Annotated in this window: 16 protein-coding genes; all 16 read left to right on the forward strand. The window is 56.8% G+C overall.

The genetic code is table 11. The annotated features are described in order from the left end of the window. Nucleotides 1–436: 436 nt before the first annotated feature. A complete protein-coding gene (locus GT003_RS23275; RefSeq protein WP_161702402.1) occupies nt 437–2,884 on the forward strand; it encodes a glycoside hydrolase family 27 protein in 2,448 nt (815 codons plus the stop codon). A 411-nt stretch (nt 2,885–3,295) separates the two neighbouring features. Beyond that, complete coding sequence (locus GT003_RS23280) at nt 3,296–4,330, forward strand: LacI family DNA-binding transcriptional regulator (RefSeq protein ID WP_161702404.1); 1,035 nt, start codon at nt 3,296–3,298, stop codon at nt 4,328–4,330. Between the two features lie 115 nt (nt 4,331–4,445). Further along, on the forward strand, nt 4,446–5,915 hold the full coding sequence (locus GT003_RS23285; protein ID WP_161702406.1) for an extracellular solute-binding protein: 1,470 nt from the start codon (nt 4,446–4,448) through the stop codon (nt 5,913–5,915). 113 nt (nt 5,916–6,028) lie between these two features. Further along, nucleotides 6,029–6,904 carry an ABC transporter permease subunit gene (locus GT003_RS23290; RefSeq protein ID WP_161702408.1) on the forward strand — a complete coding sequence of 292 codons (876 nt, stop codon included), beginning with the start codon at nt 6,029–6,031 and terminating at the stop codon, nt 6,902–6,904. Between the two features lie 5 nt (nt 6,905–6,909). Then, a complete protein-coding gene (locus GT003_RS23295; RefSeq protein WP_161702410.1) occupies nt 6,910–7,779 on the forward strand; it encodes a carbohydrate ABC transporter permease in 870 nt (289 codons plus the stop codon). Between the two features lie 11 nt (nt 7,780–7,790). Continuing rightward, on the forward strand, nt 7,791–9,284 hold the full coding sequence (locus GT003_RS23300) for a CehA/McbA family metallohydrolase (RefSeq protein WP_161702412.1): 1,494 nt from the start codon (nt 7,791–7,793) through the stop codon (nt 9,282–9,284). A gap of 149 nt (nt 9,285–9,433) precedes the next feature. Continuing rightward, nucleotides 9,434–11,845 carry an AraC family transcriptional regulator gene (locus tag GT003_RS23305; protein ID WP_161702414.1) on the forward strand — a complete coding sequence of 804 codons (2,412 nt, stop codon included), beginning with the start codon at nt 9,434–9,436 and terminating at the stop codon, nt 11,843–11,845. Nucleotides 11,846–12,081: 236 nt separating this feature from the next. Next, nucleotides 12,082–13,044 carry an ABC transporter permease gene (locus tag GT003_RS23310; protein ID WP_161702416.1) on the forward strand — a complete coding sequence of 321 codons (963 nt, stop codon included), beginning with the start codon at nt 12,082–12,084 and terminating at the stop codon, nt 13,042–13,044. Nucleotides 13,045–13,055: 11 nt separating this feature from the next. Continuing rightward, on the forward strand, nt 13,056–13,937 hold the full coding sequence (locus tag GT003_RS23315) for a carbohydrate ABC transporter permease (protein WP_338045997.1): 882 nt from the start codon (nt 13,056–13,058) through the stop codon (nt 13,935–13,937). Between the two features lie 205 nt (nt 13,938–14,142). Then, nucleotides 14,143–15,696, forward strand: a complete 1,554-nt coding sequence (locus tag GT003_RS23320; protein WP_161702418.1) for an ABC transporter substrate-binding protein — start codon at nt 14,143–14,145, stop codon at nt 15,694–15,696. Between the two features lie 272 nt (nt 15,697–15,968). Next, a complete protein-coding gene (locus GT003_RS23325) occupies nt 15,969–17,186 on the forward strand; it encodes an SGNH/GDSL hydrolase family protein (protein ID WP_161702420.1) in 1,218 nt (405 codons plus the stop codon). A gap of 413 nt (nt 17,187–17,599) precedes the next feature. After that, on the forward strand, nt 17,600–18,091 hold the full coding sequence (locus GT003_RS23330) for an NUDIX hydrolase (protein WP_161702422.1): 492 nt from the start codon (nt 17,600–17,602) through the stop codon (nt 18,089–18,091). A 249-nt stretch (nt 18,092–18,340) separates the two neighbouring features. Beyond that, on the forward strand, nt 18,341–18,466 hold the full coding sequence (locus tag GT003_RS32895) for a hypothetical protein (RefSeq protein ID WP_275589189.1): 126 nt from the start codon (nt 18,341–18,343) through the stop codon (nt 18,464–18,466). A 275-nt stretch (nt 18,467–18,741) separates the two neighbouring features. After that, the gene (locus tag GT003_RS23335) at nt 18,742–20,673 is read left to right on the forward strand and encodes a glycoside hydrolase family 36 protein (protein WP_161702424.1); all 1,932 of its coding nucleotides are present in this window, start codon (nt 18,742–18,744) and stop codon (nt 20,671–20,673) included. A gap of 17 nt (nt 20,674–20,690) precedes the next feature. Beyond that, nucleotides 20,691–21,608, forward strand: a complete 918-nt coding sequence (locus GT003_RS23340) for a DMT family transporter (protein WP_161702427.1) — start codon at nt 20,691–20,693, stop codon at nt 21,606–21,608. Between the two features lie 697 nt (nt 21,609–22,305). After that, complete coding sequence (locus GT003_RS23350; protein WP_161702429.1) at nt 22,306–26,937, forward strand: S-layer homology domain-containing protein; 4,632 nt, start codon at nt 22,306–22,308, stop codon at nt 26,935–26,937. Nucleotides 26,938–26,997 lie beyond the last annotated feature (60 nt).

Below are 26,997 nucleotides of genomic sequence, written 5' to 3' on the forward strand. Positions count from 1 at the left end.
TTGAAACGGATCTTGAAACTAACGGACTAAGAATGTGAAGGATGGAACATGAAAAGGGCGGCTTTCAATCCAACTAACGGATTGAAAGCCGCCTTTTATTTGTCATTGATCCATATTCCATAAAAAACTTAAGTTCTTCAGCGGCCTCAGCGTGAGGGGAGCCTTTTTATGTCTCCCGGAACATGCGGTGCTTTGGAGAAACTCGCTACCCGCGAAGAAGCAGCGAAGAGGGGAATGTGGCCGTCGAAGTCCCGAATTTCCCGCCTATACGGAAAATTGTACCTGAAAGCGCTTAACTGTACCTTGTTCGCGGCTTCGGCAAACCGCTATGATCGGATCAAAGAAAGCGCTGCCATTTCGCTGCCGCACTGCATCCTGTCCCCGTACGCGGCGCTCGTTCTTGATTGCGCACGTCCACTACGAAGGAGATGAATTAATGAAGAAGGCATTAAGAAGAACAGGCTTTATCGCATTCGCATTATTGCTGGCGGCCGCGGGCTTCGCGATTCCGGGCAAGCAGACCGCGAACGCGGCCAACAACGGGCTTGCCCTCAAGCCGCTGATGGGCTGGAGCAGCTACAGCATGCAGGTGTACTCCGGCAATTCCGCTTGGATCAACGAGACGCAGATCAAGGCGCAGTCCGACGCCATGCATGCGAACCTGCAGTCGCACGGCTACAATTACATCAACGTCGACGCGGGCTGGAACGGCGGCATCGACGGCTACGGCAGACCGGTCCCGAGCAGCACGCTGTACCCGGGCGGCTTCGCCGCGCTCATTAATTACGTGCATGCGAACGGCCAAAAGTTCGGCCTCTATATGATTCCGGGCATTTCGCCGCAAGCGTACACTGCCGATCTGCCGATCTACGGCGCGGCCGCCGGCTGTTCCATGCAGGACATCGCCGCCCAGCCGCTCACGACGGCGGACTACTGGAACTTGGGCTACAAGATCAATTTCGCCAACCCGTGCGCGCAGAGCTACATCAATTCGATCGCCGACCTGTTCGCGACCTGGGGCGTCGACTTCGTGAAATTCGACAGCGTCACGCCGGGTTCCGGACATAACGACACTTCGATCGACGCGCGCGGCGACGTCGCCGCTTGGTCGCAGGCGCTGAGCGCGCACAATATATGGTTCGAGATCTCCTGGGCGCTGGACCACGACTACGTCGACACGTGGAAGCAGTATGCCAACGGCTGGCGCGTGGATTGGGACGTCGAATGCTATTGCGCCAACACCGCGCTGACGACGTGGGCGAACATCGCGAGGCTGTTCCCGGATGCCGCGACGTGGTGGCGCGATGCCGGTCCGGGCGGCTGGAACGATTTCGATTCGCTCAATGTTGGGAACGGCGCCATGGACGGCTTAACGCAGGATGAACGCCGAACCGCCATGTCGTTATGGGCGATGTCGTCGGCCCAGCTCTACACGGGCAACGACTTGACGAATTTGGACGCTTTCGGATTATCATTGCTGACGAACGACGAGGTAATTGCGGTCAATCAGGCCGGGCGGCCGGCGCATCCGGTATCCACCGCCTCAAACCAACAAGCGTGGTACGCCAACAACGGGGACGGTTCGTATACGGTCGGGCTATACAATCTCGGAGGCTCCGCCGCGACGGTCAACGTGAACTGGAGCGACATCGGGTTGAACGGCGCCGCGACCGTCCGGGATCTATGGAGTCACAGCGACCTCGGGACGTTTAATACCGGCTACAGCTCCGTCAACCTGCCCGCCCACGCTTCGCGGCTGCTCAAAGTCACGGCAGCGGGCGGCTCCGTGACCGCGAACGACGACGACACCGGCATCAAATACACCGGCGCGTGGCAGCGCAGCTACAGCCGGGGCTTAGGAGATTACGGGGACGACGTGCACTACACGCAGACGAATAACGACGCGTTCGAGTACGGCTTCCAAGGCACGGGCATCGATCTCGTTACGGAGAAGGATGCTTCCCAGGGCAACATCGACATTTACGTCGACAACGTCTTCAAACAAACGGTCAGCACGTATAACGCGACCCGCCTGGCGCAGCAGACCGTGTACAGCATCACCGGGCTCGCCAACGGCCCGCATACCTTGAAGGCCGTCAAGAAATCGGGCACCTTCATGCTCGTCGACAAATTGCAATTCAGCGTGCCTGCGCCGATCCTCGTGAACGATTCGGATCCCGGCATCTCGTACACGGGCACATGGACGACGAGCAGCGCCAGAGGCTACGGCGATTATCAGGACGACGTCCGCTACACGCAGACGAACAACGATTATTTCCAATACGCGTTTAACGGAACGGGCATCGAGCTCGTTACGGAGAAGGATTCTTCCCAAGGCAATATCGATATCTACGTCGACAACGTCTTCAAGCAGACCGTCAACACGTACAACGCCACGCGGCTGGCCGCGCAAACCGTGTACGGCATCGGCGGGCTTGCGAGCGGATCGCATACCCTCAAGGCCGTGAAGAAATCGGGCACGTACATGCTGCTCGATCAACTGCGGGTCAAGACCAGCCAGAAGCAGTACAACGATACGGATGCCGGCATCTCCTATACGGGCTCCTGGTCGCTGAACGGCAATCGCGGCTTCGGGGACTTCAACAACGACGTGCACTTCACCCAGACGAACAACGATTACTTCCAGTTCGCCTTCACCGGCACAGGCGTGGAAATGATCACGGAGAAGGACGTCTCGCAGGGCAACGTCGACATCTACGTGGATAACGTGCTGCAGACGACGGTCAACACGGCCAATCCGACGCGGCTGACCAATCAGGTCGTTTACAAGGCGACGGGCTTGACGAGCGGCAGCCACACGCTCAAGGCCGTGAAGAAATCGGGCACGTACATGCTGCTGGATTCCATTCGGGTAACGCCGTAGGCAGCGCTTGATTGATTCGATATTGCGGAATGATTGCTGTGGCATAGCGGAATGATTGCTGCGGCATTGATGAAGCGAATAGGAGAAACGTTAAATTGGTCCATCAAACAGCAGCAGCCCAGGACGATTTTCTAGTCCATGGCCGCTGCTGTTTTTTTGGAATCGCAGCGAATCGTTCATGCTCGATCTGCGTTATTAAAGCGGTTTAATGATGCTTTATTCCTAATTAGTGGGAAAATCCTCCTATATATTCGCAATGGAATGATGATTTCGAAGAAAATAGCGACTTTTACAATAACTAATCATGCCGTTGAAACGGAATTTACAAAACCGGTTTAAGCTTGTAAACGGGTCCGGTACCGTTCCCACATCGGATCGGATCACCATGGGAGAAAGCGAGGTTCACGATTCTTGGCTACCATCGACGACGTCGCGAAGGCATCCGGCGTTTCCAAGGGCACCGTTTCGAGCGTATTCAGCAAGAAGCGCCCCATCAGCAAAGAGGTTACCGAGCGCGTGCTCGCCGCGGCCAAATCGCTGCACTACAAGCCGAACTACTGGGCGAGAAGCCTCGCCAGCCGGACCACTCGCATCCTCGGATTGAATATTCGAGGCGAATCGCTTGAATTCGGACAATTTCATCATTCCTTGCTCAACGGCGTCCTGCGGGTTTGTTACGACAACGGCTACCGGTTGCTGGTCAATACGCTGTCGCCCGCCTTTCTCAGCCAAGTCGAGAACATCTCCTCGGACCCGGTGGACGGGGAAATCCTGCTGGATCCCATCGAATCGGACGGCAGAATCGAGGAACGGCTGCAGAGCGGCATGCCCATCGTCGTCATCGGACGTCCGCCGGGGCCTTACGAGGCGCAGGTCAGCTACGTCGACAATGACAATGCTGGCATGGCCGCGCAAGTCACCCGTTACTTGATCGAACTCGGGCACACCGAAATCCTGTTCCTGAACGCGCCGGTCTCGAGAACCGTATCGGAAGACCGGGGCGCCGGCTATAGGAACGCGCTCGCGTTAGCCGGCCTGCGGCCGAAGCCCGAGCTGATGATGCACAAGCCGCTGAGAGGCGAAACCGCGCACGCCTTCGGCTACGAGGCGGCGCTGGCCAAGCTGATCGCTTCGCCGGACATTACGGCGGTCATCGCCGATACCGACATGATGGCGCTCGGCGTCTACAAGGCGGCGGAGCGGCTCGGGCTGCGCATCCCGGAGCAGCTGTCGGTCTTCGCGTTCAGCGACGACAGCGTGCTCTCGCCGGAATTCTCGCCGCCGCTTACCGGCACGCGGCTCCATGCCGACCGGCTGGGCGCCGAAGCGCTCCAGCTGCTGCTCGAGCAGCTGAACGCGGCGCAGAAAAGCGCCAAGCGAGTCCTTGTTCCGACGGAACTCGTCATTCGCGGCTCCTGCGCGGCCCCGGCCGCGCGCGGCTCATGAGGCTGCCGGTCCGTTCCCTATCGCATTCGTGCATTTGTACTTGCTGCTCAACAGTATTTTCGCTCCGCCAATCAAGGTCCCAATTCGCTACAACATTTCAGGAGGTTATCCACCCATGAAAAAAGTTTTGTTGACGATGTCGACGGTTGCCGTCGCAAGTACGCTGCTGCTGTCCGGCTGCGGTTCGGAGAACGGAACGAATAACGCGGCCGATACGAACGCGCCGGCCGGCAATAACGCGAACGCCGGCGCCGGCGCTCCGGCCAATGCCCCGGCAGAGACGCCGGCGGCGGACATGAAGCTGCGCATTCTCGACGCCAACGTCGGCGGCAAGACGCCGGAAGAGAACGCGAAGTACCAAGCGGAGATCAAGCGCTTGACCGGCATCGACGCTTCCATCGAGAAGCCGGCGAGCGATTACGACCAGAAGGTGCTGACCGCGCTCGGCTCCGGCGAGAAGTACGACCTGATCGAGCTCAGCGACCTCGGCAAGCTGGCGACCTTCGTGGACCAAGGCGTCGTCACGGATCTGACCGATTTCGTGACCGGCTCCAAGGTCTTGTCCGATCCCTCGGTCGTCCCGACGGCCGAATGGGATCAACTGAAGAACAAGGACGGCAAGATCGTCGCCGTGTTCGGCAAGTTTCAAGGCGGAACGATGCCGATCGTGCGCAAGGATTGGCTCGACAAGCTCGGCTTGAAGGAGCCGAAGACGCTGGACGAGTACTATAACGTCCTCAAGGCATTCAAGGAAAAGGATCCCGACGGCAACGGCAAGAACGATACGTACGGCCTCAGCACGTCCGATCTCTACGATATTCAAGGCTTCATGAGCGCGGCCGGCGTGAAGGCGCATTACGTGATGAAGGACGGCAAACGCACGATTCCGTACGCGACGGAAGCGGCCGTCCCGATGTACGAATGGTTCGCGAAGCTCGTGAAGGAAGGCATCATGGACCCGAACTTCGTGACCAACGACACGGGCAAGATGCGCAACCTGTTCCTCTCCGACCGCGTCGGCATGGTCACGTACTGGGATGCGTGGGTCGGCATGTTCAACAACACGCGCAAACAAGCGGATCCGAACACGACGTTCCAAGCGGAAGCGCTCGAGGGCATTCCGGGCGCGGACGGCAAGATTCTGATGCGCCGCGGAGATCCGGATTTCTGGATCATTCCGGCCAACGCCGAGCATCCGGACGCCGCGAAGAAATTCCTGGAGTTCTGGCATACGGAACCGGGCATTACGCTCGGAAGCCTCGGCATCGAGGGCGAGGATTATACCAAGGAAGGCGACGCGTACAAGCTTACGCCTGCCGGCACGGAGCACAACATGGATCACGGGGTGCCGTTCTGGTACAACCAGAACGTGAAGTATCCGTTCGGCAAGCTGCCGGGCGTCCAGGAAGCGCAGGATCTCGTGACGAAGGACGCGACGCTCGAGCTGTCGCTGCCGGGCTGGCCCGACGCGGAGAAGATCGTCAAGAATTACGCGCTCAAGGCGATGTCCGGCCAAATGGACGCCGCCGAGGCCGTGAAGAAGATGCACGACGAGCTGCTTGGCAAAAAACTAATCGACGAGTAAGCCATTCCGACGGCATCCGAACGACAAGCAGGCAGGGGAGCACGGATCCCCTGCTTGCCTTCATTTCAGCCGAATAATGGTACCGTTTACCAGATAAGGACGTGGATAAGAGCATGAGATCGTTGAAGAAGTACGGCGCGCTTTACGTCATGATGGTGCCGGTGATCGCTTATTTTCTCGTATTCGCCTATTACCCGCTCGTGAAAGGGCTGCAGACCAGCTTCCAGGATTACAAGCTGATGGGCGACCGGCCGTACGTCGGGTTCGCGAACTACGACGCGGTGCTGCACGATTCGCTGTTCTGGGAAGCCATGGTGAACACGCTCGTCATCGGGGCGGGCATCCTCCTCTTCAGCTTCGCCGCGCCGCTCGTGATTGCGCTGTCGCTTAACGAAGTGCTGCGAAGCTGGTTTAAGAAGCTGGCGCAAATGATCCTCTACGTGCCGCATCTGCTCTCTTGGGTCGTGGTCGGCGGCATCTGGATCTTCATGCTGTCGCCCGACAGCGGGATCGTGAATATGATCCTGGTCCATGTGTTCCACCGGGCGCCGATCAATTTTCTGGCGGATTCCGGGTATGCGCGCTGGATCATGATTCTCCTCTCGACGTGGAAGGAGATGGGCTACACCTGCATTTTGTTCCTGGCGGGAATCGTGTCGATCAATCCGTCGCTCTACGAAGCGGCGCGCATGGACGGCGCGACGCGCTGGCAGCAATTGACGTACGTGACGCTGCCGCAGCTCAGCAACACGATGAAGGTCGTCTTCCTGCTTAATACGCTCGGCATCCTGCGGATATTCGACCAAGTGTTCATCCTTCGCAATCCGACGATTGCTTCGAAGGTGGACGTGCTCATGATGTATACGTTCCAAAAGGGGATTCTCGAAATCAAGCTCGGCCCCGCGGCGGCGGCCAGCTTCTTCGTCCTCGTATTAACGCTCGCGCTGACGTTCGTCGCGCGGCGAATGACAAGATTCGATGAGGTGTAACGACAATGTCCGATCGGTTCGAACGGCTTGGCTGGAAGAATAAAGCATTCGATACGTTAAACGTCCTGTTTCTGTTCGCGCTGATGCTGACCATGATTATTCCGTTTATTAACGTGCTCGCGCTCTCGTTCTCCTCGGGCATCGCGTCCATGCGGCCGGAGATCGTGCTGTGGCCGAAGCAGTTCAGCGCGGAAGGGTATGAGATCGTGTGGAAAAGCCTGGATATATGGCGTCCGCTGCTGAACAGCGTCATCGTGACCGTGATCGGCACGGCGCTGCACGTGCTGCTGTCCAGCCTGGCCGGCTACGTGTTCATCTATCCCCGCCTGCCGGGCAAGAAGGCGATGCTGACGTTCGTGCTGATTACGATGATGGTGCCGCAGGAAGCGATCATGATTCCGCTCTACGTGGTCAACAAAGACTTGCATCTCATCAATACGCTGAGCGCGCTCGTGCTGTCGGGCCTCGTCTCCGGCTTCTCGATCCTGCTCATGCGGAGCTTCTTCCTGAACGTGCCTTACGAGATGTCGGAATCGGCGAAGATCGACGGCGCCGGGGAGTTCCGCATCTTCCTGACGATGTACCTGCGGCTCGCGGCCGCGGGTCTCGCGACCGTGACGTTGTTCGAGTTCGTCGGACGGTGGAACATGTTCACGGCGCCGGTCATGTTCATTAACGATTCCATGAAATACACGCTGCAGGTGGCGCTGAAAGCGATGATCATCGATACGAGCAGCAATTCCGGCACCTATATGGTGACGACGAACGTGCGGATGGCGGGAATCGTCATCAGCATCCTTCCGCTCATCGCGGTGTATCCGTTCGTGCAGAAATATTTCATGAAGGGCATCCTGCTCGGCGCCAGCAAAGAATAGGAGGACGGACGATGGAGACGAAGAAACAGCGGCTCGCGCTGCGCAGATGGATCGGCAAAGAAGAGGAACGTTCTTATTTGGAGGTTCCGTTCGCGGTGGACGGGCCGGTGGAGCGCATCGATATCGCGTACCGCTACGAACGCGGAGGAGCGGAGAAGACGGTCGTCGATATCGGACTCCGTTCGCCGGAGCGGATCGTCGGCTGGAGCGGCGGCGCCCGCGAAGCGTTCTTCGTCGGAACGGAGAAGGCGACCCCGGGTTATCTGGCGGGACCGATCGCCGAGGGCGAATGGGCCGTGCTGCTCGGGGCGTACAAGATTCCCGAGGGGGGCGCGGAGGTCATCGTCGAGGTGGAGCTCGCCCGGCCGCACGGACGCTGGATGAAGGGCGACCTGCATATGCACAGCGTGCACAGCGACGGCGGCTACACGATCGAGCAGGCGAAGGATTCGTGCAAGGCCCGCGGGCTGGAATTCATGGCGCTGACGGATCACAATACGTCTTCCCAGAATTTCGCGGCGCTTGCTCCCGACGAGCAGCTGCTGCTCGTTCCCGGCGTGGAGATGACGAGCTATTACGGCCATGCCAACGTGCTTGGCCGGCCGGATGCGCTGCGGGATTTTCGCGTGACGACTTCGGGGCAGGCGGACGGCGTGCTCGGGGAAGCGCGGGAACGGGGCGGGTTCGTATCGCTGAATCATCCCTTCTGTCCGTCCTGTCCCTGGGAGCTTGGCTTCGACGTGCCCTATGATGCCATCGAAGTGTGGAACGGCCCATGGCGCGCGCTCAACGAACGGGCTCTGGCTTGGTGGCAGGCGCAGCTCTCGCAGGGGCGCCGGGTAATCGCCTTGGGCGGCAGCGACACGCACCGGGAAGACCGGTTCGTGAAGCATGGGCGTCCGACGGCGTCCGTGTGGACGGAGTCGGATACGGTGCAAGGCGTGCTGGCGGGCATTCGCCAGGGCCGCGTCGTGCTGCAGTTCAATCCCGACGAGACCTGCATGGCCCTCGCCTCCGGCGAGTACGGCATCGGGGATACGATTCCGCGGCATGCCATCGGGGAGCAGGGCGCCGTTCCGTTGACCATCGACGTCTGCGGCGCCCGAGGCGACCGTGTCGCGCTGTGGTCCGACCGCGGCATCGAAGCCCTATGGGACATTGCGCTGCCGGCGTCGGCCGAGGCCGGCGAGTGGGAGACGGAGGCCGCGCAGGCCGGCGGCTGGAGCGTGCAGCGGGAGATCGCCGCGATCCTGGCCTTCGACGCGTCGGAAGACAAGGAGGGCTGCGTGCCCGCGATCCCGGCCGGGGCTGCCGCCGAATCCGGCGTCGCGCCTCGCATGGCGGAGACGGAGAACGGCCGCGTACGCTTGCACTTCCAAGGCTCGGCGGACCGGCTGTTCTACCGGCTGGAGGCGCGCCGCGTCGTGGAAGGACTGGATCAGTCCGTCGTGACCTGTTTGACGAATCCCGTGTATATCGGACGGGCCGAGGATACGGGTGCCTGAACGGGAACAAGCCGGCGAAGCAATCGGGCGGTTGATAGTAAGCGATTTAGCAAGCAGCCGCGGACGGTGCTTGGGAAGTCGTTTTTTTTTTTGCAGAACGGCATTCCGCCCGGATTTTGGACTGAAACCGGAATTTCGGAGTGGATGGATTGCAGGGACTGTGGCATGATTTGAGTAAAACCGCGTTCGAGGACCGGCCGTTCGGGAAAGGAACTACGATGAATATCATCCGGATGTATCGATCGAAGAAGTATCTGCAGCGCCTTGTACTCAGCTTCTCCATCCTGGTGCTGCTGCTGCTGGTCGTCTTTTCCGGCACGCTCTACGCCAATGCCGGGAAAATCATCCTCGACATGCAGCGGGAGGCGAACGCGAAGGTTCTCTCCCAAATCAAATTCAACGTGACCTACCTGAACGACGTGATTCAGCGGCTGGTCATGTCGCTTTATTACGATAACGACATCGTTCCCTTGATGACGGCGACCGAGGATTCCGATATTTTCGATACGTTGACGAAGCGGTCGCGGATCGACAAGTTTGCCGACTACACGCCTTTCATTCATTCGATCATGATCTATAACGCGAAGACGGACCGGTTTCTTTGGGGCGGAGATCCCGCCGTGCAGGACCGCGACGCGCCGATCTATGCCAACATGAGGTCGCTGTTCCAAGGAACCGAGCCGATTCCCAAGCTGAGCATGGTACCGATGAGCTTGAGCCGGGACGGGAGCCATGCGGATGTATTCTCGATCTTCGACTACGATTCCATCGATTACCGGCAAGGGGAGAGCGTCTTCGTGCTCAATATCCGGCCGCAATGGCTGTTCGACAATATCAAGCTCATTAACCGGCTGGCCTGGCAGGAGAACGAGAACGTGTTCATCCTGTCGGACGACGGCACGATTCTCTCGCCGGATACGGGAACGGCGCCCGTAGACGGAGCGTTCAAACAGGCGATATTGGCGCATGTCCGTCAGGAGGCGGCCGAGAAAAACGGCTATTTCAAGTATTCGCTCGGCAGCAAGCCGAAGCTCGTCAATTACATGGACGCCGGAATCAACGGCTGGACGCTGATCAGCATTCAGTCCTACGAGACGCTGGTCAGCAAGGCCGATTCGTTGAAGAATACGTCGATCGTGCTGACCGCGATCTTCCTGCTGCTTGCCCTGCTCGCGACGCTCGGCATCGCCCATCGGCTTTACCGGCCGCTCGGCAAGCTGGTGAATTTCATCCGGCAGGGGTCCGACGACGAAGCCGGGCCGAAGCCGCCGGACGGCGATGAGCTGTCCTACATGTCGAGCATCTATCAGGACACGAGAAATCGGCTGCTCTCGGCGAGGAACGAACAGGTGACGACGCGCCACATCGTGCGCTCCTACTATATTCGGAAGATCATCACGGACAGCGCGGCCATCCCGCCTGCGGAGTTGAGCGAGCTGATCCATGCCCATAAGCTGATGATCGAGCCGGCCGGTCCCTATCTGCTGGGCGTGATGAAGCTCGACGAAGCGGACGGCGCTCCGATCGAAACGCCTGGGTCGGATCGCCGGCTGCTGCATTTCGCGATCGCGAACATCGCGCAGGAGCTGCTCGCCCAAACCTACCCGAGCGAAACCGTCGAGCTGAAGAACGATCATCTTGCGGCGCTGATCAGCGTCCCGGACGTATCGGCCCCGACGCTCGGGCGGGTCCAGCGGGAATTCGCGCGAATTCAGGACGTCATCGCCAAGATGTACGGAGTCACCTTCTCGGCCGTTCTGAGCGAAGGGATACAAGAGCATCGTAATCTCTCCGATCGCTATGCATTGTCCCTGCAGCAGGCCAGGTATACATTGGTTTACGGTCCTCAATCGCTCATTACGCCGGCCATGATCAGGCATAACGCCAGCGACCAGGAGGCGGCTTTGCCCGCGGAGCTGGAGAAGAAGCTGGCGGAGAGCATGAAATCGAACCAGGAAGAAGCCTTCGAGAAGACGCTGCACAAAATCTTCGAATTCATCGCCTCGCAGCATTACGATTACATGGTGTACATGGCCTTGCATGTGTTCATTCTGATGAAGCAGGTCATCAAGGAAATGAACGAGCATCGGATCGTCCCGCTCTCGATCGAGCTGGCGGACCTCAACCGGAAGATCATGGACAGCCCTTCGCTGGATGGCATGAGGCTCATTCTGCTCGGCGTGTACCGGGAGATCCACGTGAACAAACGGAGTCCGGAGCAGGAGCGCAACGAGATTCTCGTCGAGACGATCCGGGACATCATCGGGCAGAACTACGCGGATACGAACCTCAGCCTCCAGATGATCGGAGATACGATGAAGCTGTCGCCCGATTACATCGGAAAGCTGTTCAAGAAGCAGCAGGGCGTGTCCGTCGCCGAATTCATTAACGACGCCAGGCTCCGCCAAGCCGTGCAGTATCTGGAACAAGGCAATTATACGATCAACGATCTCATCGAACGGATCGGCTTCGGCACCCGCAGCAATTTCTTCCGGCTATTCAAGAACAAGTACGGCACGACGCCGAAGGAATACCGGATCAAACGGAATTTGGCCGAATGAGCAATGGAATACGCACTGCCCGGAGCCGCCCGCAAGGGCGGTCTTTTTGTCATGCGCGCCGGCCATCGGGCCAAAGCCGCGCGGTTTTGCCCAATTAGCATCCCTTAGGACGGCAATGGGAATAACGGACTCCGATCTTGGAACGAAACCGGGATTTTGGACTGTTCTCCGGCGCTTATTTTCGCCAGAATGGGGCTATGAAACGAGAAAGTCAGACGGAAAGGAGAAGAACGTGCATGATCATCAAAGACGCGGAAATTTATCGTCCTAAGGCGGAGAAGACCTCTATCCTCGGGAAGCGCAAGGGCAGGTTCAAGCATGGAGAGCTGTTCAGCTTATCCGTGCCCGGCTTGATCTACTTATTCATCTTCTCGTACATGCCCATGTTCGGCATCGTCATCGCCTTCAAGGACTATCGCTACGACAAGGGTATTCTCGGCAGCGATTGGATCGGGTTCAAGAACTTCGAGTTTCTGTTCGCTTCCGAGAATGCCTGGCGGATCACGCGGAACACGGTGCTGTATTCCGCGACGTATATCGTCGTCGGCATGCTGATCGCCGTGACGCTTGCCATCCTGCTCTCCCAGGTAGGGAAGAATTGGGTCAAGCTGCACCAAACGGTGCTGTTCCTGCCGTATTTCGTGTCGTGGGTCGTGGTCGGGTATATCTCGCTGGCCTTCCTGGACAACACCTCCGGTTACCTTAATCAGGCGCTCGGCTACCTCGGGCTTGCGCCGCGCAAGTGGTATTTCGAATCGGGGCCGTGGCCGTACATCCTGGTCATCGCGCATGAGTGGAAGAGCATCGGCTTCGCGACGCTGATCTATTTCGCCGGCGTGCTCGGCATCAATCAGGACTATTACGAGGCGGCCCGCATCGACGGCGCATCGAAGTTCCAGATGGCGCGGCGAATCACGCTGCCCCTGCTGCTGCCGCTCATGACCATCATGCTGATTCTCGCGATCGGCAATATTTTCAGAGGCGACTTCGGCCTGCATTACTTCGTGCCGAACGATTCGGCCTTCGCGCTGCCGACGACGGACATTATCGATACGTACGTGTTCCGGTCGCTGCGCATGCTGGGCGATATCGGCATGTCCTCGGCCGCGGGCGTCTACCAATCCGTCGTCGGGTTCGTCCTCGTGCTCGCGGCAAACTATATCGTTCGCAAAATCAATGACGAGAACGCATTGTTCTAGGAGGTGTCCGCGTGGGTCACGGCAACAAGACGGCCGCCGTCATCAATCTGTTCTTTATGGGTTTAAGCCTGCTGATGGTCATCCCGTTCATTCTGGTCATCTCGATATCGTTCACGAGCGAAGCTTCGCTCGCCAGGAACGGCTACCGGTTCGTACCGGATTCGTTCGTGCTGACCGCTTATCGGTATATTTTCAAGGTGCCTGAGGTCATCGTTCGGTCTTATGGCGTTACCGCGCTGGTGACGTTAATCGGCACGGCCGCCGGGCTGCTGATGACGGCGATGATGGCCTATACGATATCCAGGCCGGATTACAAGTACAAGAACGTCACGAGCTTCTACGTATTCTTCACGATGCTGTTCAGCGGGGGACTTGTCCCTTTCTATATGCTGATGACGCAATACCTGCATGCGAAGGATACGCTGTGGGCGATGATCCTGCCGGGGCTGATGAGCGCCTGGAACGTCATGATCCTGAGAGGCTTCTTCGCAAAAACTCCGTTGGAAATCATCGAATCGGCCAAGATGGACGGTGCCCGGGAATGGCGGATCTTCTTCACGATCATCATCCCGCTGTCTACTCCGGCGCTCGCGACGATCGGCTTATTGGTCGCGTTCGGTTATTGGAACGAATGGTTCAACGCGCTGCTGTTCATCGACACGCCGAGCCTCGTTCCGCTGCAGCTGCTGCTCGTCCGCATGCTGAACAGCATGGAGCTTTTGACGCAAAATCTGGATCAGCTCGGTATTCCGGACCTGGACGTCAGCCAATTCCCGACGATGTCCGCACGCATGGTGATGGTCGTGCTGGCCGCGGGGCCGATGATGATGGTCTTCCCGTTCTTCCAGCGCTACTTCGTGCAGGGGTTGACCGTCGGTTCGCTGAAAGGCTGACATCGGGAGAAGGCCGGCAGATTCCATTCAGGTGAGTCTAATAACGGAGAGGGCAAACCGATCGGAGGGAGGCAAGGCGGAATGGCGGTTTGCTCCCATGTTATTATTTTCATACAAGCACAGACGATTGGTTTCCGTTCGAAGCCAAAGCTTCGAATGGAGCATTCGTCTAGAGCACTGTTATTAAAAGGGAGGTTTCATACAGATGGGGCATTTGAGGAAGAAAACATTTCGCCTCTCGTTGTTCGCGGTCGTGCTGACGATGGCGATGACGGGGTGCAGCAGCAAGTCGAACGAGGAGACGGCCGCGAACAAGCCCGCGGACAGCGGGACGTCCGTTAGCGCGAATACGCCGGATACGGATGCGAACGCGGAGAACGAAACGCTTCCCCCGGTGGAACTCACTTGGTATTACGGGGTAAGCGCGCAGCAGCCGGGTCAGCAGGACGTCGAGGACGCGGTCAACCGATACTTGAAAGAGAATACGAAGCTGAACGCGACGGTGAAGCTGAAGCCTGTCGATTTTGGCAGCTATGACCAGAAAATGAACGTCACCATCGCTTCCAACGAGAACATGGACATCATCTGGACGACGGGCTCCTGGCTGCTCAAGTATAACGAGAACGTCAAGAAGGGCGCTTTCCTGGCGATCGACGATCTGCTGCCGAAGTACGCGCCGAAGACGTTAAGCGATCTCATGCCGGCCAAATTCTGGGAGGACGTGAAAGCGGATACGGACGGCAAAATCTACGCGGTGCCGAGCTATCAGGTGGCGGCTACGTCCTTCGGCTTCGTCTTCCAGAAGCGGTTCGTCGACAAGTACAAATTCGATGTGAACAGCGTGAAGACGGAAGCCGACCTGGCGCCGTTCCTGGAGACGCTCAAGAAGAACGAGCCGGGCGTCGTGCCGTTCGCCTTCCAAGCGGGCAACAACGGTCCGATCGACGGGAACCTGCTGGATTACGGTCCGGTCACGTACTACAAGAACGACCCGTATAAGAGCGTGGACAAACGCGGGACGCCGGAGTACAAAGCCTACTTGGACCTTATGCACGAATGGTACCAGAAGGGTTATATCTACTCCGATCTCGCTACGGTCAAGGACTTCAACCAACTGATGGCCAAAGGCAATATCGCCGTCATGACGGACGTGACGTTCAAACCGGGCGGCGAAGCGGGCTACCCCGCCAAGAACGGCGGCAACGAGGTCGTCCGAAAGGCCATTACCGATCCGCTCTTCACCGGGGTCACGACCTCGATGAACGCGATCAGCAAAGCATCGAAAAATCCGGAGCGGGCGCTCATGCTCCTCGAGCTCGTCAACAACGACAAGAAGCTGTACGATCTGCTCTGCTACGGCGTCGAAGGGAAGGATTATACCGTGGCGAACGGCGTGTACGCGCCAGTCGAGAACTCGGCTTATGCGCCGCAAGTGGATTGGGTGTTCGGCAATCAATTTAACGGGCTGCTTCGCCCGGGCCAGCCGGCCGACGTCTTCGAGCAGACGAAGCAGCTGAACGAGCAGGCCGGGATTCATCCGATCAACGGCTTCAAGTTCGACGACTCGAGCTTGAAGACGGAAGTCGCCGCCGTTGCCGCCGTGCAGGCGGAATACGCGGTTCCGCTCGAGACGGGAACGGCCGATCCGAGCGAGGTCCTGCCAAAATATTTGGAAGCCCTGAAGAAGGCGGGCAGCGAAAAGATTCAAGCCGAGCTGAACAGGCAGCTGGCGGCTTGGGCGGCGAAGAACGGCAAGTAGGCTTGCCGGCGGACATTCAAGCCTGAGAAGCAAAATAGCCGGCCGCTATCCGCGCCGATTGCCAAGCTCGCGCGGACTGGCGAAATCGCAAGCCAGGGCTGTTCCTGAATTCCGCAGGGGGTTCGGGACAGCCCTTTCTTGATGGCGCGACTCGTCCCGGGAGTTCGTTCGCGGCAATCGGACGGAAAGCGGGACGATGGACTATGGCTCCGTCTTGATGGCCGCGAGAACGGAGAAGGGGCAAATGAAGCATTAAGGAAGGGGGAAGCAGCATGGAGGCAAGGTATACCCTTCGCGGCGGATTAGGCGCCACGGCGAAGAAGCTTCAAGCCGGAGATAAAGCGACGGTGGCATTCATCGGGGGTTCGGTTACGGAAGGCGCCGGCGCTTCGGACGGGGAACGGAAGAGCTACCGCGCGCTGACAGAACGATATTTGATGCGCAGCTGGCCGGGAGTTCGATTTCAATTCATTCATGCTGCCATCGGAGGAACCGATTCCGTCTATGGCGCGTTCCGGTTCCGGCGGCATGTGCTCGAGCAGGGGCCGGTCGATCTGTTATTCGTCGAGTTCGCGGTCAACGACGCGGGGGGCCGGGAAGCGGCGATCCGCGGTATGGAAGGGATCGTGCGGCAGGCCAAATACGCGAATCCGCGCATGGAGATTTGTTTTCTTTACTCGCCGAACGAGGCCGGGCTGCGGCTGTTTCGGGAACAAGGAGAGGTTCAAGCGAGCATCGGATACCACGAGGAGGTCACGGCGCATTACGGGCTTCCGTCCGTCTCGATCGCCCGGAGCGTCTATGAGGGCATCCGTTCCGGCGAGCTCCGGTGGTCGGATTTCAGCGGCGACGAGGTGCATCCGAACGATGCCGGCTTCGCGTTGTACGGCAGCTTCGTCGAAGCGTTCCTGGATGAGGCGCTCCGGCCGGATAGAGGCGCATCGACGGGCAAGGAGGAGAGCGATGATCGCATCGACGACCCCGATAACCCCGATAACCCCGATGACTCCGATAAGCTCGATGATGTCGAGGTATGCGAAGTCCCTGCCTTGCCGTCCCCTCTTGACCCGTCCTGCTACGAGCGTGCGGGACTGCTCGTTCCCGGCGCGGCCGCCGACGCCGCGGGCTGGCGTCATGAGCGCTCGTGGACGTTCGAGCATGTGTGCTATTGGAAGCTGCCGAAGGAAGCCTTGATCGGGGAGACGGCGGGAGCGCGCTTCAGTCTGGAGTTCCATGGTACCGCCATCGGCTTCACGGTGTTGGCCGGCATGGATCTCGGCGATATCGAGTACGCGATCGACGGCGGCGATTTCGAGCTTATTCGGCTCTTCGATCCGATGTGCGCTGAGTTTTACCGGCCGAAGACCGTCCTGCTGGCGGAAGGTTTGACCTCGGGCCGCCATGGGCTCGACGTTCGAATCGCGGTGGACAAGGCGGAGGCGAGTACGGGCTTTGCCGTGCGCATTCTGCATTTCTTAGTGAATGGCTAGCGCTTGGACCGCGGGAAACGGATATGATCGACGAACAGGCAGGATAGTTCGGTTATAAGCGTACTCGACCTCGAATCCTTGGCAGAGGAGGGGCGAGATGAAAATCGAAATCGTGCCGGTTTCCTAATGAAGACAAAACGGTTCTCTATCATCTGATTCAGCTTTATCGATACGAGCAGCGAGTTTGATGGACATGTGCTGAACAATCACGGGTTGTACTTATACAAGTATTTCGACCACCAGTGGACGGACGACTGTTTTTGCTTCAGGCTCTGCGGATTAACGGGGAAACGATTATTGTCTATATCGTCTTGGGCTGCCAATCCGGCAGCCCTTCTTTATATTCGCGGGCAGGAAAATACAGGAAACAAGTGGAATACACATACGACTTTATCGTACTAGGAGGTCGTTGAATGGCGTTTCCGACGCATATCGTATCGGCAGGCGGGATTGTGGAAGATGGCGAGGGCAATATTCTATTGGTGAAAGCCCGTGACGATGGCTGGGTATATCCCGGCGGGATTACCGAAATCGGAGAGAACCTGATCGACGGCGTAATTCGCGAGATCGAAGAGGAAAGCGGAATCGTTGCCTCCGTCAGCCATTTAATAAGCGTCGTGTCCAATACGGCGATCCACAAGTGGCATGACGGCGTGACGGATGTTCCTACGAAGGTCATGTTTGATTTCGCGTGCAAAGCCGTTGGCGGAGAGTTGGCCGTATCGACGGAGGAATCGATCGAATGCAGGTGGGTGCCGAAGGAACGGGTTCTGGATTGGATTACATTACCCGCCATTCGCATGCGTTATGAAGCTTATTTGAGCTTTAACGGCGCCGTGAATTATATCGAATACGTCACGGAGACAACGTCAGCATGCAATGTCCGGCTTCAAAGGCACGTATAGCCGTACGAGGGCCGCTAAGTATTTGGTCAGAATGGTCTGCCTCTGCAGTTAACGGTTGCACGGATGACTAATCGGCTCAAAATGCCCATTTTCTATCGCTAACGATTGCCAGGAGGTTTAATGTGCGAGTTTGACTTGCAATCGGCCTCTAATCGCCGAATAACGTCTGTCAGAGGCGTTAGCGTTTTTTTAGCCGCGTTATTTGAAGAATAGCATCGCTGACAATCGTTAGGCGTTGGCGTCAACCGTTTGGACTTTGAACTGCAAAAATACCTCTTCAAGGTCGGACCTGTCGCGCTGACCGACGGGACGGGGCTGCTCTACGCGGACGTCTATCAGGAAGCTGTCGTTCGGGAAGCTAACAAGACATTGTAATTGGTGCTGCTAGGGTCAACTCCTATACGAGACAAGGAGGCGGTTCCGTATGGTCACGCGTCTACGTGCCGCTTGCCGTCTCGCTCATCGAGAGAGAGCGAAGCTGCTATTGCCCGCGCTGCGGTCAAGCGCTGCGCGTATAACGGCAATGCTTGCCGAGTAGCGTTAGGAACTGACAACTTACCGTTCCATAATAGAGAAAAGTGCAGATCTTGCACTTTTTTTTGTTTGTCATCCGGTTTATGGTGAATGGGAGTACGAATGGGGGGAAGGATTTGCAATTGCGCAATCAGTTTCGATTCGAACGGCTTACTGTGCGGATCGCATGCTCCGATCGCACGTTAGACTGCTGCAGCGCCCATATGGAGGAGGATGCGGAGAGCGGCGCGCGGACATGGCGATGGGATGACTTGACCGTCACCATTACCCGTCAAGATCAAGTCCGGAGCATCAGGATTCGAAATACCGGTTCTCAAGACATTCAGTTGCGGAATGTCGACTTGCAATGGAAACCGATGATCGCTTCGCCATGCCTGGATGCCAGAGAGTATGTTCAACTTTATCATTCGCAATGTTTTGAACGACTTGCGGGCATGCGTCCCGTGCATCGTCCCAACGACTGGTCCGATCCTGCCGAAGCCTCTGCCATGGTAACCGTATTGTCCCGTAGACGGCCTGGCGAAGCGATGCTGCTAGGGGCTTTGCCTCCATATGAAGATTGCTTCGTCGGCTTCCCGATTCTGCATGAAAGCGCGCATCGCGACGGTGCATTTGGCATCAGCGTCAAGCTAACCTCGCCTAAACGAATTATCGGGAATAGCGAGGTGTCACTGGCCCACCTGATCATGCTTCACGGCACGGATGGGAATAACTTGCTGGAACACTACGCGGAGTCCGTTCGAAAACGGCTTCCGCAATCCGTGTTGAGCAAACCCCGCATAACCGGCTGGAACTCCTGGGATTATTACGCCGGCGCAGTTTCGCATCGCGATATCGCCCAGAATACCAGAGCGGCGCGGGAACAATTCGCGGACTCCGTTCGCTATATCGTCATCGATGAAGGATACCAGCGCCAGTGGGGGATTTGGGATGCAGGATGGAAGTTTCCCGACGGGCTGAAGACGCTTTGCGAGACGATTCGCGCGGCCGGATTCGAGCCGGGGATTTGGACGGCTCCGCTCATGGTGAACGCGAGCACCGCTTTATATAGGGAGCATCCGAATTGGTTTGTCGACGATGAAGCCGGTAATCCTTATCTGGTTAGCCTGGGGTACGGCTCCATGGCTCAACTGGATATTACCGTACCTGAAGTGCAGGAGCATTTAGGTACGGTGTATACTCGATTACGGCAAGCAGGCTTTACCTACTTCAAATGCGATTTTACGCAGCAGCTGCTGGGCGCTTCCAGATTCGCGCGGGACGACATCACGCCCGTCGGCATGCTTCGTGAACTCTTTGGCCTTATTCGGCGTTCGATCGGGGAGGAAGCCTACCTTCTGGCATGCGGCGCCCCTTACGAGGCGGTCATCGGAGTCGCGGATTCCCACAGAACGACGGGAGATATCCACCATTATTGGAGCCACATCCGGCAAAATATAAGGTCAATGCTGGCCCGGTGGTGGATGCAAGGAACGATAGGGAATACCGATCCCGATTTCGCTATCGTCAGATGCGCCAGCACCACGGATGATGTGCTGCTGAGTCGGCGCTTACCCAAAAAACCTTGGCAGCCGGGAGCCAATTGGGTGTCCGGTCGAGAGATGAACCTGGCGGAAGCGCAAACCCTGCTGCTTGCCTGCTACGTGACCGGCGGCGATATGGTTCTCGGAGACGCGTTGAACCTGCTAAATGAAGCGGGTTTGGCTCTCCTGACTACCGTTCTTTCGGAACCGGTCCAACGCGGAGTGCCGATTAATCTTTTCGATTACGATGGGGATGATCTGCCGATCGTTGTTGCTCAGGGGGCCGGTCGCAAGCTGCTGGCGATATTCAATCTTAGCGACGATTATAGGCCCAAGAAGCTGCCTCATCCGTATGCCGGATTGATAGGCGCCCATGAAGAATTTTGGAGCGGGCAGCCCGTTCTACGTTTGGAAGCTGAAGAAATCATGATGGAACCTCATACGGCGAAGGCTTGGTGGGTATCCGAGTCGTCATTCGATCAATCGACGTCCGTTGGTCCGTTGAATACATCAAACGGCGAGTAAACATAGGGGGCAGCGAATTGTTTGGGTATATGGCCGTGTTCGGCGCGGTGTTGATCTGGGGGCTGTCCTATATCATCATGAAATCCACGACGACGGAGTACCCCCAGCTGCTGTTTCAATTTTGGCGGTATTGCGCCGTAACCTTAGTGTATGCGGCGCTCTTCCGTCGGTCGCTTCGGGCAATTCCAGTCCGAATCTGGAGAATGGGCTTGGTCCAACTGGGATCGAGCCATTTCGTATTGGGCTTCTTTTCGATTTATGCGGTGCAGCTTACGACCCCAACGCATGTCGTGGTGATCAACAGCTTCATCATCGGCGTCGTGCCGCTGCTGCGTTGGCTTCATGAACGATGCAAGCCGACGCGGCAAGAGAAAGGGGCGATCGCGATCGCGGTTATGGCCATTGCCCTCTTGATCGGACCGCAGGACCAAGGCGTGAATATTGGCGATGGCTTGGCCTTTGTCGGGATGTTTGGGTACGCCTATTCGATCGTCCTGACCGATCGGTTGCTGTCGAAGGAACGGGCAACGGTGCCGCAGGTTTCCTTTTTGGGCATCGCAGGCTGCGCACTGCTATTCGCGGCCGCGGCGGCCGTCTATGTCGGCATCAACAAGGACTTGAATGTCATAGCGTTATCGGTTTTGACATCCCAACCAGAGACACTCGCAGGTATCGCTTATATGATCGTGTTCGTATCCCTCGCGGCCAATCTGCTGCAAGTGCACGGTCAACGCCGGCTGCCGCCGGTCGCCGTCTCGATCTTGTTCTGCCTGGAGCCCGCCGTGACAGTGGCGCTCGATTATGCGCTGCTCGGCAACAAGCCGTCGATCCGAGTGCTGCTCTGCGGCTTGCTGCTGATCGCGGCGACCGTCGCTACCGCCAGGCCGATCGCCAAATCCGGAAGACGCCGCAAAGAAGCTGCCCTTGATCGTTGAATGATCTGGAAAGGGGAATGAAGTTTAGGGCGCATATGGCGGTCGTTTCGTTTGTACGACCCGAACCGGCCGTTTAGGTACTGGCTGCATGGAATCATCAGGTTCAGGATTGGAAAGATAAACGGAAGCCCAACGCCTTAAGGAAAATGAAGCAAGGATCCGATGGGACCCGTGACCCGCAAGAAGGACGCTTTGAAAAAAACGACCCTCCTGCGGGTCATTTGTTTTTATCAACGAAAGTGGATTTATTTAAATTTTTCGTGAATCGACATTATTCGACAATAGGATGATGGAACTAGATGTTATAATGCACCATAACAATTTATGGATAACGGAGGCATATTGGATGTTAAGACGTTGGATGGCGTGCATCATCAGTTTCGCAATAGTATTCGCGCTTGTACTGCCTGTACGGACGCATGCGGAGGAAGGGGACGAGCCCTCTGCGGTACCCGCAGGTCAGGAGCAGAACGTCGGCGATAAAGAGAACCAGGTTCTTCCACTGCCAGGGGTTGAGCATCAAGGCGGTGAGGAAGTTGTCGCGGAATCTGGGACAGGAGTTACACCGCAGCTCATTCCAATGGGGACAATTGACGGCTATGTCTTAAGTCCGACTAGTTTCGGAAAGGTAAGTTACGCTGCCGAATCCGGGCAGATCATTTATAACACTTTCTTTATTATCAACGGCTCCATTAATATGAACCATTTAAGTTTTCCTGCGGGAGCGCTGCTTACGATCGATATGGCGGTTCGCTATAAGCAAAATGGTACGAATACGCTGCTCTACCTCGACGAGAAAACCATGACCGCGGAGCAGCTTGCTTCTTTGGATGAATGGAAGATCGATGAGGATGCCGTAGAGGTACCGCTCGATGTGAACGTTTCGGCTAACTGGCAAAATCGGAAGCTGTCGATTATTCACGACAAATTCTCCGAGCAGGTTTACGACGAAGGCTTCGACGCCTACCTCATGCACACCTCCATATTGACGAATCCGGGCAAGCTTGAATTAAGTTACACCGGTAGAGGGGACCGCACAGGTTACTACCTACACAAGACGTTTGACGTGAACCCCGAGACTGCGATCGCATTTAACGAAGACGACCTGACATCGGCAAGTACGACTAAAATTCCCGAAAACGTTGGCCTTTCTATCGGGATGAAGGGGGCAGCCGCCCAATTCGAAATGATCGATCAATTAGTCGCGACGAATGGCGTATATTCTCTTGCTTTCGATCAGCGCGTGCCTGTTAGCGATGGTACCCGAGTTATGCAATGGACAACGGACAAGTTCGAGCCCGAACAAGTTCCGCAGCTACTGACCGGCGACCTGCAGATTTCAGCGTCGAATCTGCAGGCAGACGCGAATGGCCTAATCAGCAATATCCTCGTGACCAGCGGCATTTATACACTGGAATTTTATTATTATTTAGATTATAGGGACCATGTTGTACCTCCAAAGGTGAAGCTAAAAGTAGCGGATGATCAAGGCAAGACAATTGTTGAAAATGAGATACCGGTATTGGGAACGACATTGTGCTGCATGAAACAAACGTTCGAGCCACTCCTTGCAGATGGATCCTATTCAGCGGAATTTGCCTTAATGGATTTGGATATTCCGCTGACGGCAAAAAGTTCGTTCGTAATCAGCGGCAGTTACCAGGGAAAGGGTCTCGTCATTCACGCCCAAAACGAAGCCGGTCAGCCATTAGCGAACGGGCATATATATTTATTCGAGAAGCAGCCTCCTTGGAATGAGAGCTATGTTGAAGGCAAGGCTTTCCGGACGGTCCTGACGTATGATACGGACATGCCGGAAACCGGGAATTTCGTCATTCCGTATAACAAACTGCTGAAAGGCCGCGATTATGAGCTTGAAGTCGCAGGCGATTCCGCGGATGGACGGCACGTGGTCGTATATCACCGCGCCGTGTCCCGCGAAGACCAGGACATTCAATTTATTGGCGCCGGCTTGAAGCATCTGACAGTGGAAGCGGCTCAGGCAAAACCAGGCGACGAATTGTTCTTCAACGTGCTTGACGATCGCAATCAATTGTCCGTTTGGCCGGCGCTCGCTTTGTTCGGCGACAACCATCAGGCCGAGCTTTACGTGCAGTCCGACAATCAGATTTCCATGATTACGAAATTGTACGACGAAGCGAACGATACCGGATACTTGCTTTCCGGAACTGCCGATCTTGCCTCGGGAGCTGTTCAGACGGTTAACTTGAACGGCGAGACGATCGAGATTATACCGGCCGCGGCACTTGCCGATAGCAAAGTCGACATCAATGGAGCATTAACGCAGAGCGCTCGATTCGCGAAACGTTATCTGGCCAGCAAGGGAATGGATCTAACGGCTGCGTACTTCATTGAATCGGATGGCTACCGTTACACGTTTGCGAAATCGCTGAACCAAGCCAATCGGGATGTCATGCTCGAGGTCGGCCACGACTTCGCCAACAAGCGGTTGGACCAACAAGGCTTCCAAGCAGGCGAAGTGAACCGCCGCGTCTATACCGATTACAGGGATCAATTCGATAATACCTTGGTCGACGTTTCGAACGTGCCCGTAGCGAGGATCGCGGACAGCGTAGACGCACCGGGGGTTACGTTCATGGTGGCAAACGCAGGGAAAAACCAGATTATAACGGTTCAGACCGATGGGGAGAACGGATTTTCGTACGAAACGACGGAAGCGCCCGTCAATCAAAATGCCGAGATAGCGGCCGGGTCCATACTCGATTACCAATTGTACGATTCCTCTAATCATACCGTCGGTAATCCGCTGACTGGGCAATCGCCAGTGGTGATGCAAGCGAATCTTCCGTTGAATCCAGGCGAGTTTGCGCTGAAGTTGACAAACCAGCGCTTCCCTTCGAATGTCGTCAAGCTGGCAGGGCAAGCCAATCTATCGATCACCGACTTCAACGAGGACTATAAAAGCATTGCGATCGCGATGCCGCCCGGCTACCGGTATGCGGATTCTAAAAACCAAGAAGTGGAAATACAGCCGATGACTGAAACAATGACGCCGGAATATAGCTGGATCGACCAAAATGGGTTGAACATACCGCGGGATGCGGACATCGTCCCCGATCAGAAGTATGCTTTGCATATCGTTCTTCGCTTGACCTCGAGCGACGGCAGCGAGGAGGACGCGATTTATTATCGCCAATTGATCTTGACTGGCGCGGAGCTCATGGATCTGCAGCAAATCGACTATCCTGCTTCCGCCATTACGATAGAACCCAAGATCAGCGATTTACCTCGCAGTATGAAGGTGAATAACAGGGAAATCGAGTTCCCCGTTCCCGGTTATGGGAAATCTTATCGTACCCTTGCGGATAACCGATTTGGTTACGAAGACGCAAGCCTGTTATTTGGTAAAATCATCATGAACCCGCAGGATGTTGAGCTTATTATTAATGGATCGGATGACGTTTCCGCCGCATACAGCTTGAGAAGAGACGTGCATGTCGATCCGGCGTCCGGCAACTGGTCGGCTACGGATCCCGGCACGCATCTGGTCCAACTGCAAGGTAGTGAACCGTTCAAGAGTTTTGACTCTCGTTCTGAAATCTCCGACTATTACGGCTATTATTATTTTCCGAAAACATCCATGGATAAGGCCTACGTGAGCGCCGGCCGCCAGCAATTTATCGTCGGCAAGGAGGCGTCAGCCCCGGACGAGGAATCATGGCAGCAAAATTGGCTTTCGCGCGTATATGCAGCGAATCAGGATACGCTCGTTCCGTTCACCGGTCATATCGATGCGGCGCGCTCTTCGCTGCATGTCGCCCAGCGAACATCCAAAGGACAATCGATTCTGACGATTAAGCCTGAGTTGGTTAGCGGGGATATGGAGTTGCTCAGCGCTTATGCGACTAATCCAGGAAACAGCTATCTAGTGCCAGGGATCGTCACCATCAGAGACAGCAAACAAACCAAGATATACGAAGCGCTTGCTTTTAACTGGAGGAGCGGCATCGATGTCTCCAAAGCATTCGCTCCGGGCAGCTATAGCATCACTTACCGTCAGCCGATCGGACCAAACGAAGAGGCCCTCGTCACGAATTCCTTTACGGTCGTGCCCGGTAATGGTAATGGTAATGGTAATGGTAATGGTAATGGCAGCAATCCGGGTGGAGGCATTCCAGGTGGAGGCGGGGGAGCTCCGGGCGGCGGCGTGGCGCCTGGCGGCGATTCGAACACGGATCAGCCGGAATCGCCGAATACCGTGATTTTCAAACCGGAAGATATTCCTGCACCGGTGAACGGCGTCGTCACGCTGCCGATCGAGGATAGCGCAACAGCCGTCATTCCGGGCAGTGCGCTGAGCGGAGAAGGCGCGTCCCGCACGCTCGAGCTTGCGGGCTCGCACGGCAAGGTCTCGATTCCTCCGGCTGTGCTGCAACAGCTCGCCAAGCTTGTCGGCAGCGAACAATTGGCCGACGCGAAATTTATGTTGACCATGAAACGGATCGACGCGAAGGACTTGTCGGGCGCTGTCAAAACGCAAGCCGGCACGGAGGTTCATGCGGCTGGTACGGTGTACGACTTCAGTCTGTCGATCACGCCGAAAGACGGCAAGTCGGTCCAACTCTCTACGTTCAATGCGCCACTTACGCTAACGTTCGAAGTGAACGCCAATGCCGACGCGCATATCACGAACGTGTATTATATCGCGGACGACGGGAGCTTGACATATGTCCCGGCCGAACGGTCGAGCGGTAAGCTGGTGGCGAAGGTGTCCCATTTCAGCAAGTACGGCGTGCTGGAAATGCATAAAGCCTTCGCGGACGTCGGCGCGTCACACTGGGCGCGCGGCGCGGTCGAGGAGCTTGCGGCGAAGCAAATCATCACTGGAGTCACGGCGACGACATTCGCGCCGAACAAGGCGGTGACCCGCGCCGAATTCACGGCGATGCTCGTCCATGCGCTCGGATTATCCGCTTCGGGGACCTCAAGCTTCAAGGACGTGCCTGCCAATGCGTGGTATGCTTCCGACGTAGCGGCGGCATACGAGCATAAACTCGTGCAGGGCTTGTCCGGCGATACGTTCGCGCCGACCAAAACCATATCACGGGAGGAGATGACGGTCATTCTGGCGAACGCGCTCAGGCAGTCGGGGGTAACCGCTTCCGATCCGCAAGGGCTGGCCTTCAAGGATGCGGCGACTATCAGCAATTGGGCGTCGGAGGCCGTCGGGTTCGCATACGCCAACGGCCTGATTCAAGGCGACGCCGCCGGATTGTTCAAGCCGAAAGGTTCGTCCACGCGCGCGGAAGCGGCCCAAATGCTCGTCAATTTGCTGCACATGAAATGAAGAAACACGAGACCCGAGCGATCGGGTCTCTTCCCGTATTCAATTGCAGAAAGATGGATG

Origin of the sequence: Paenibacillus sacheonensis (assembly GCF_009909195.1) — a bacterium.
Taxonomy (GTDB): Bacteria; Bacillota; Bacilli; order Paenibacillales; family Paenibacillaceae; genus Paenibacillus_Z; species Paenibacillus_Z sacheonensis.

Coding starts and splice junctions, on each gene's coding strand:
- GT003_RS23325 (WP_161702420.1), top strand. CDS start 15,969: ATGGAGGCAAGGTATACCCTTCGCGGCGGATTAGGCGCCACGGCGAAG.
- GT003_RS23350 (WP_161702429.1), top strand. CDS start 22,306: ATGAACCATTTAAGTTTTCCTGCGGGAGCGCTGCTTACGATCGATATG.
- GT003_RS23290 (WP_161702408.1), top strand. CDS start 6,029: ATGAGATCGTTGAAGAAGTACGGCGCGCTTTACGTCATGATGGTGCCG.
- GT003_RS23330 (WP_161702422.1), top strand. CDS start 17,600: ATGGCGTTTCCGACGCATATCGTATCGGCAGGCGGGATTGTGGAAGAT.
- GT003_RS23275 (WP_161702402.1), top strand. CDS start 437: ATGAAGAAGGCATTAAGAAGAACAGGCTTTATCGCATTCGCATTATTG.
- GT003_RS23320 (WP_161702418.1), top strand. CDS start 14,143: ATGGGGCATTTGAGGAAGAAAACATTTCGCCTCTCGTTGTTCGCGGTC.
- GT003_RS23295 (WP_161702410.1), top strand. CDS start 6,910: ATGTCCGATCGGTTCGAACGGCTTGGCTGGAAGAATAAAGCATTCGAT.
- GT003_RS23285 (WP_161702406.1), top strand. CDS start 4,446: ATGAAAAAAGTTTTGTTGACGATGTCGACGGTTGCCGTCGCAAGTACG.
- GT003_RS23300 (WP_161702412.1), top strand. CDS start 7,791: ATGGAGACGAAGAAACAGCGGCTCGCGCTGCGCAGATGGATCGGCAAA.
- GT003_RS23310 (WP_161702416.1), top strand. CDS start 12,082: ATGATCATCAAAGACGCGGAAATTTATCGTCCTAAGGCGGAGAAGACC.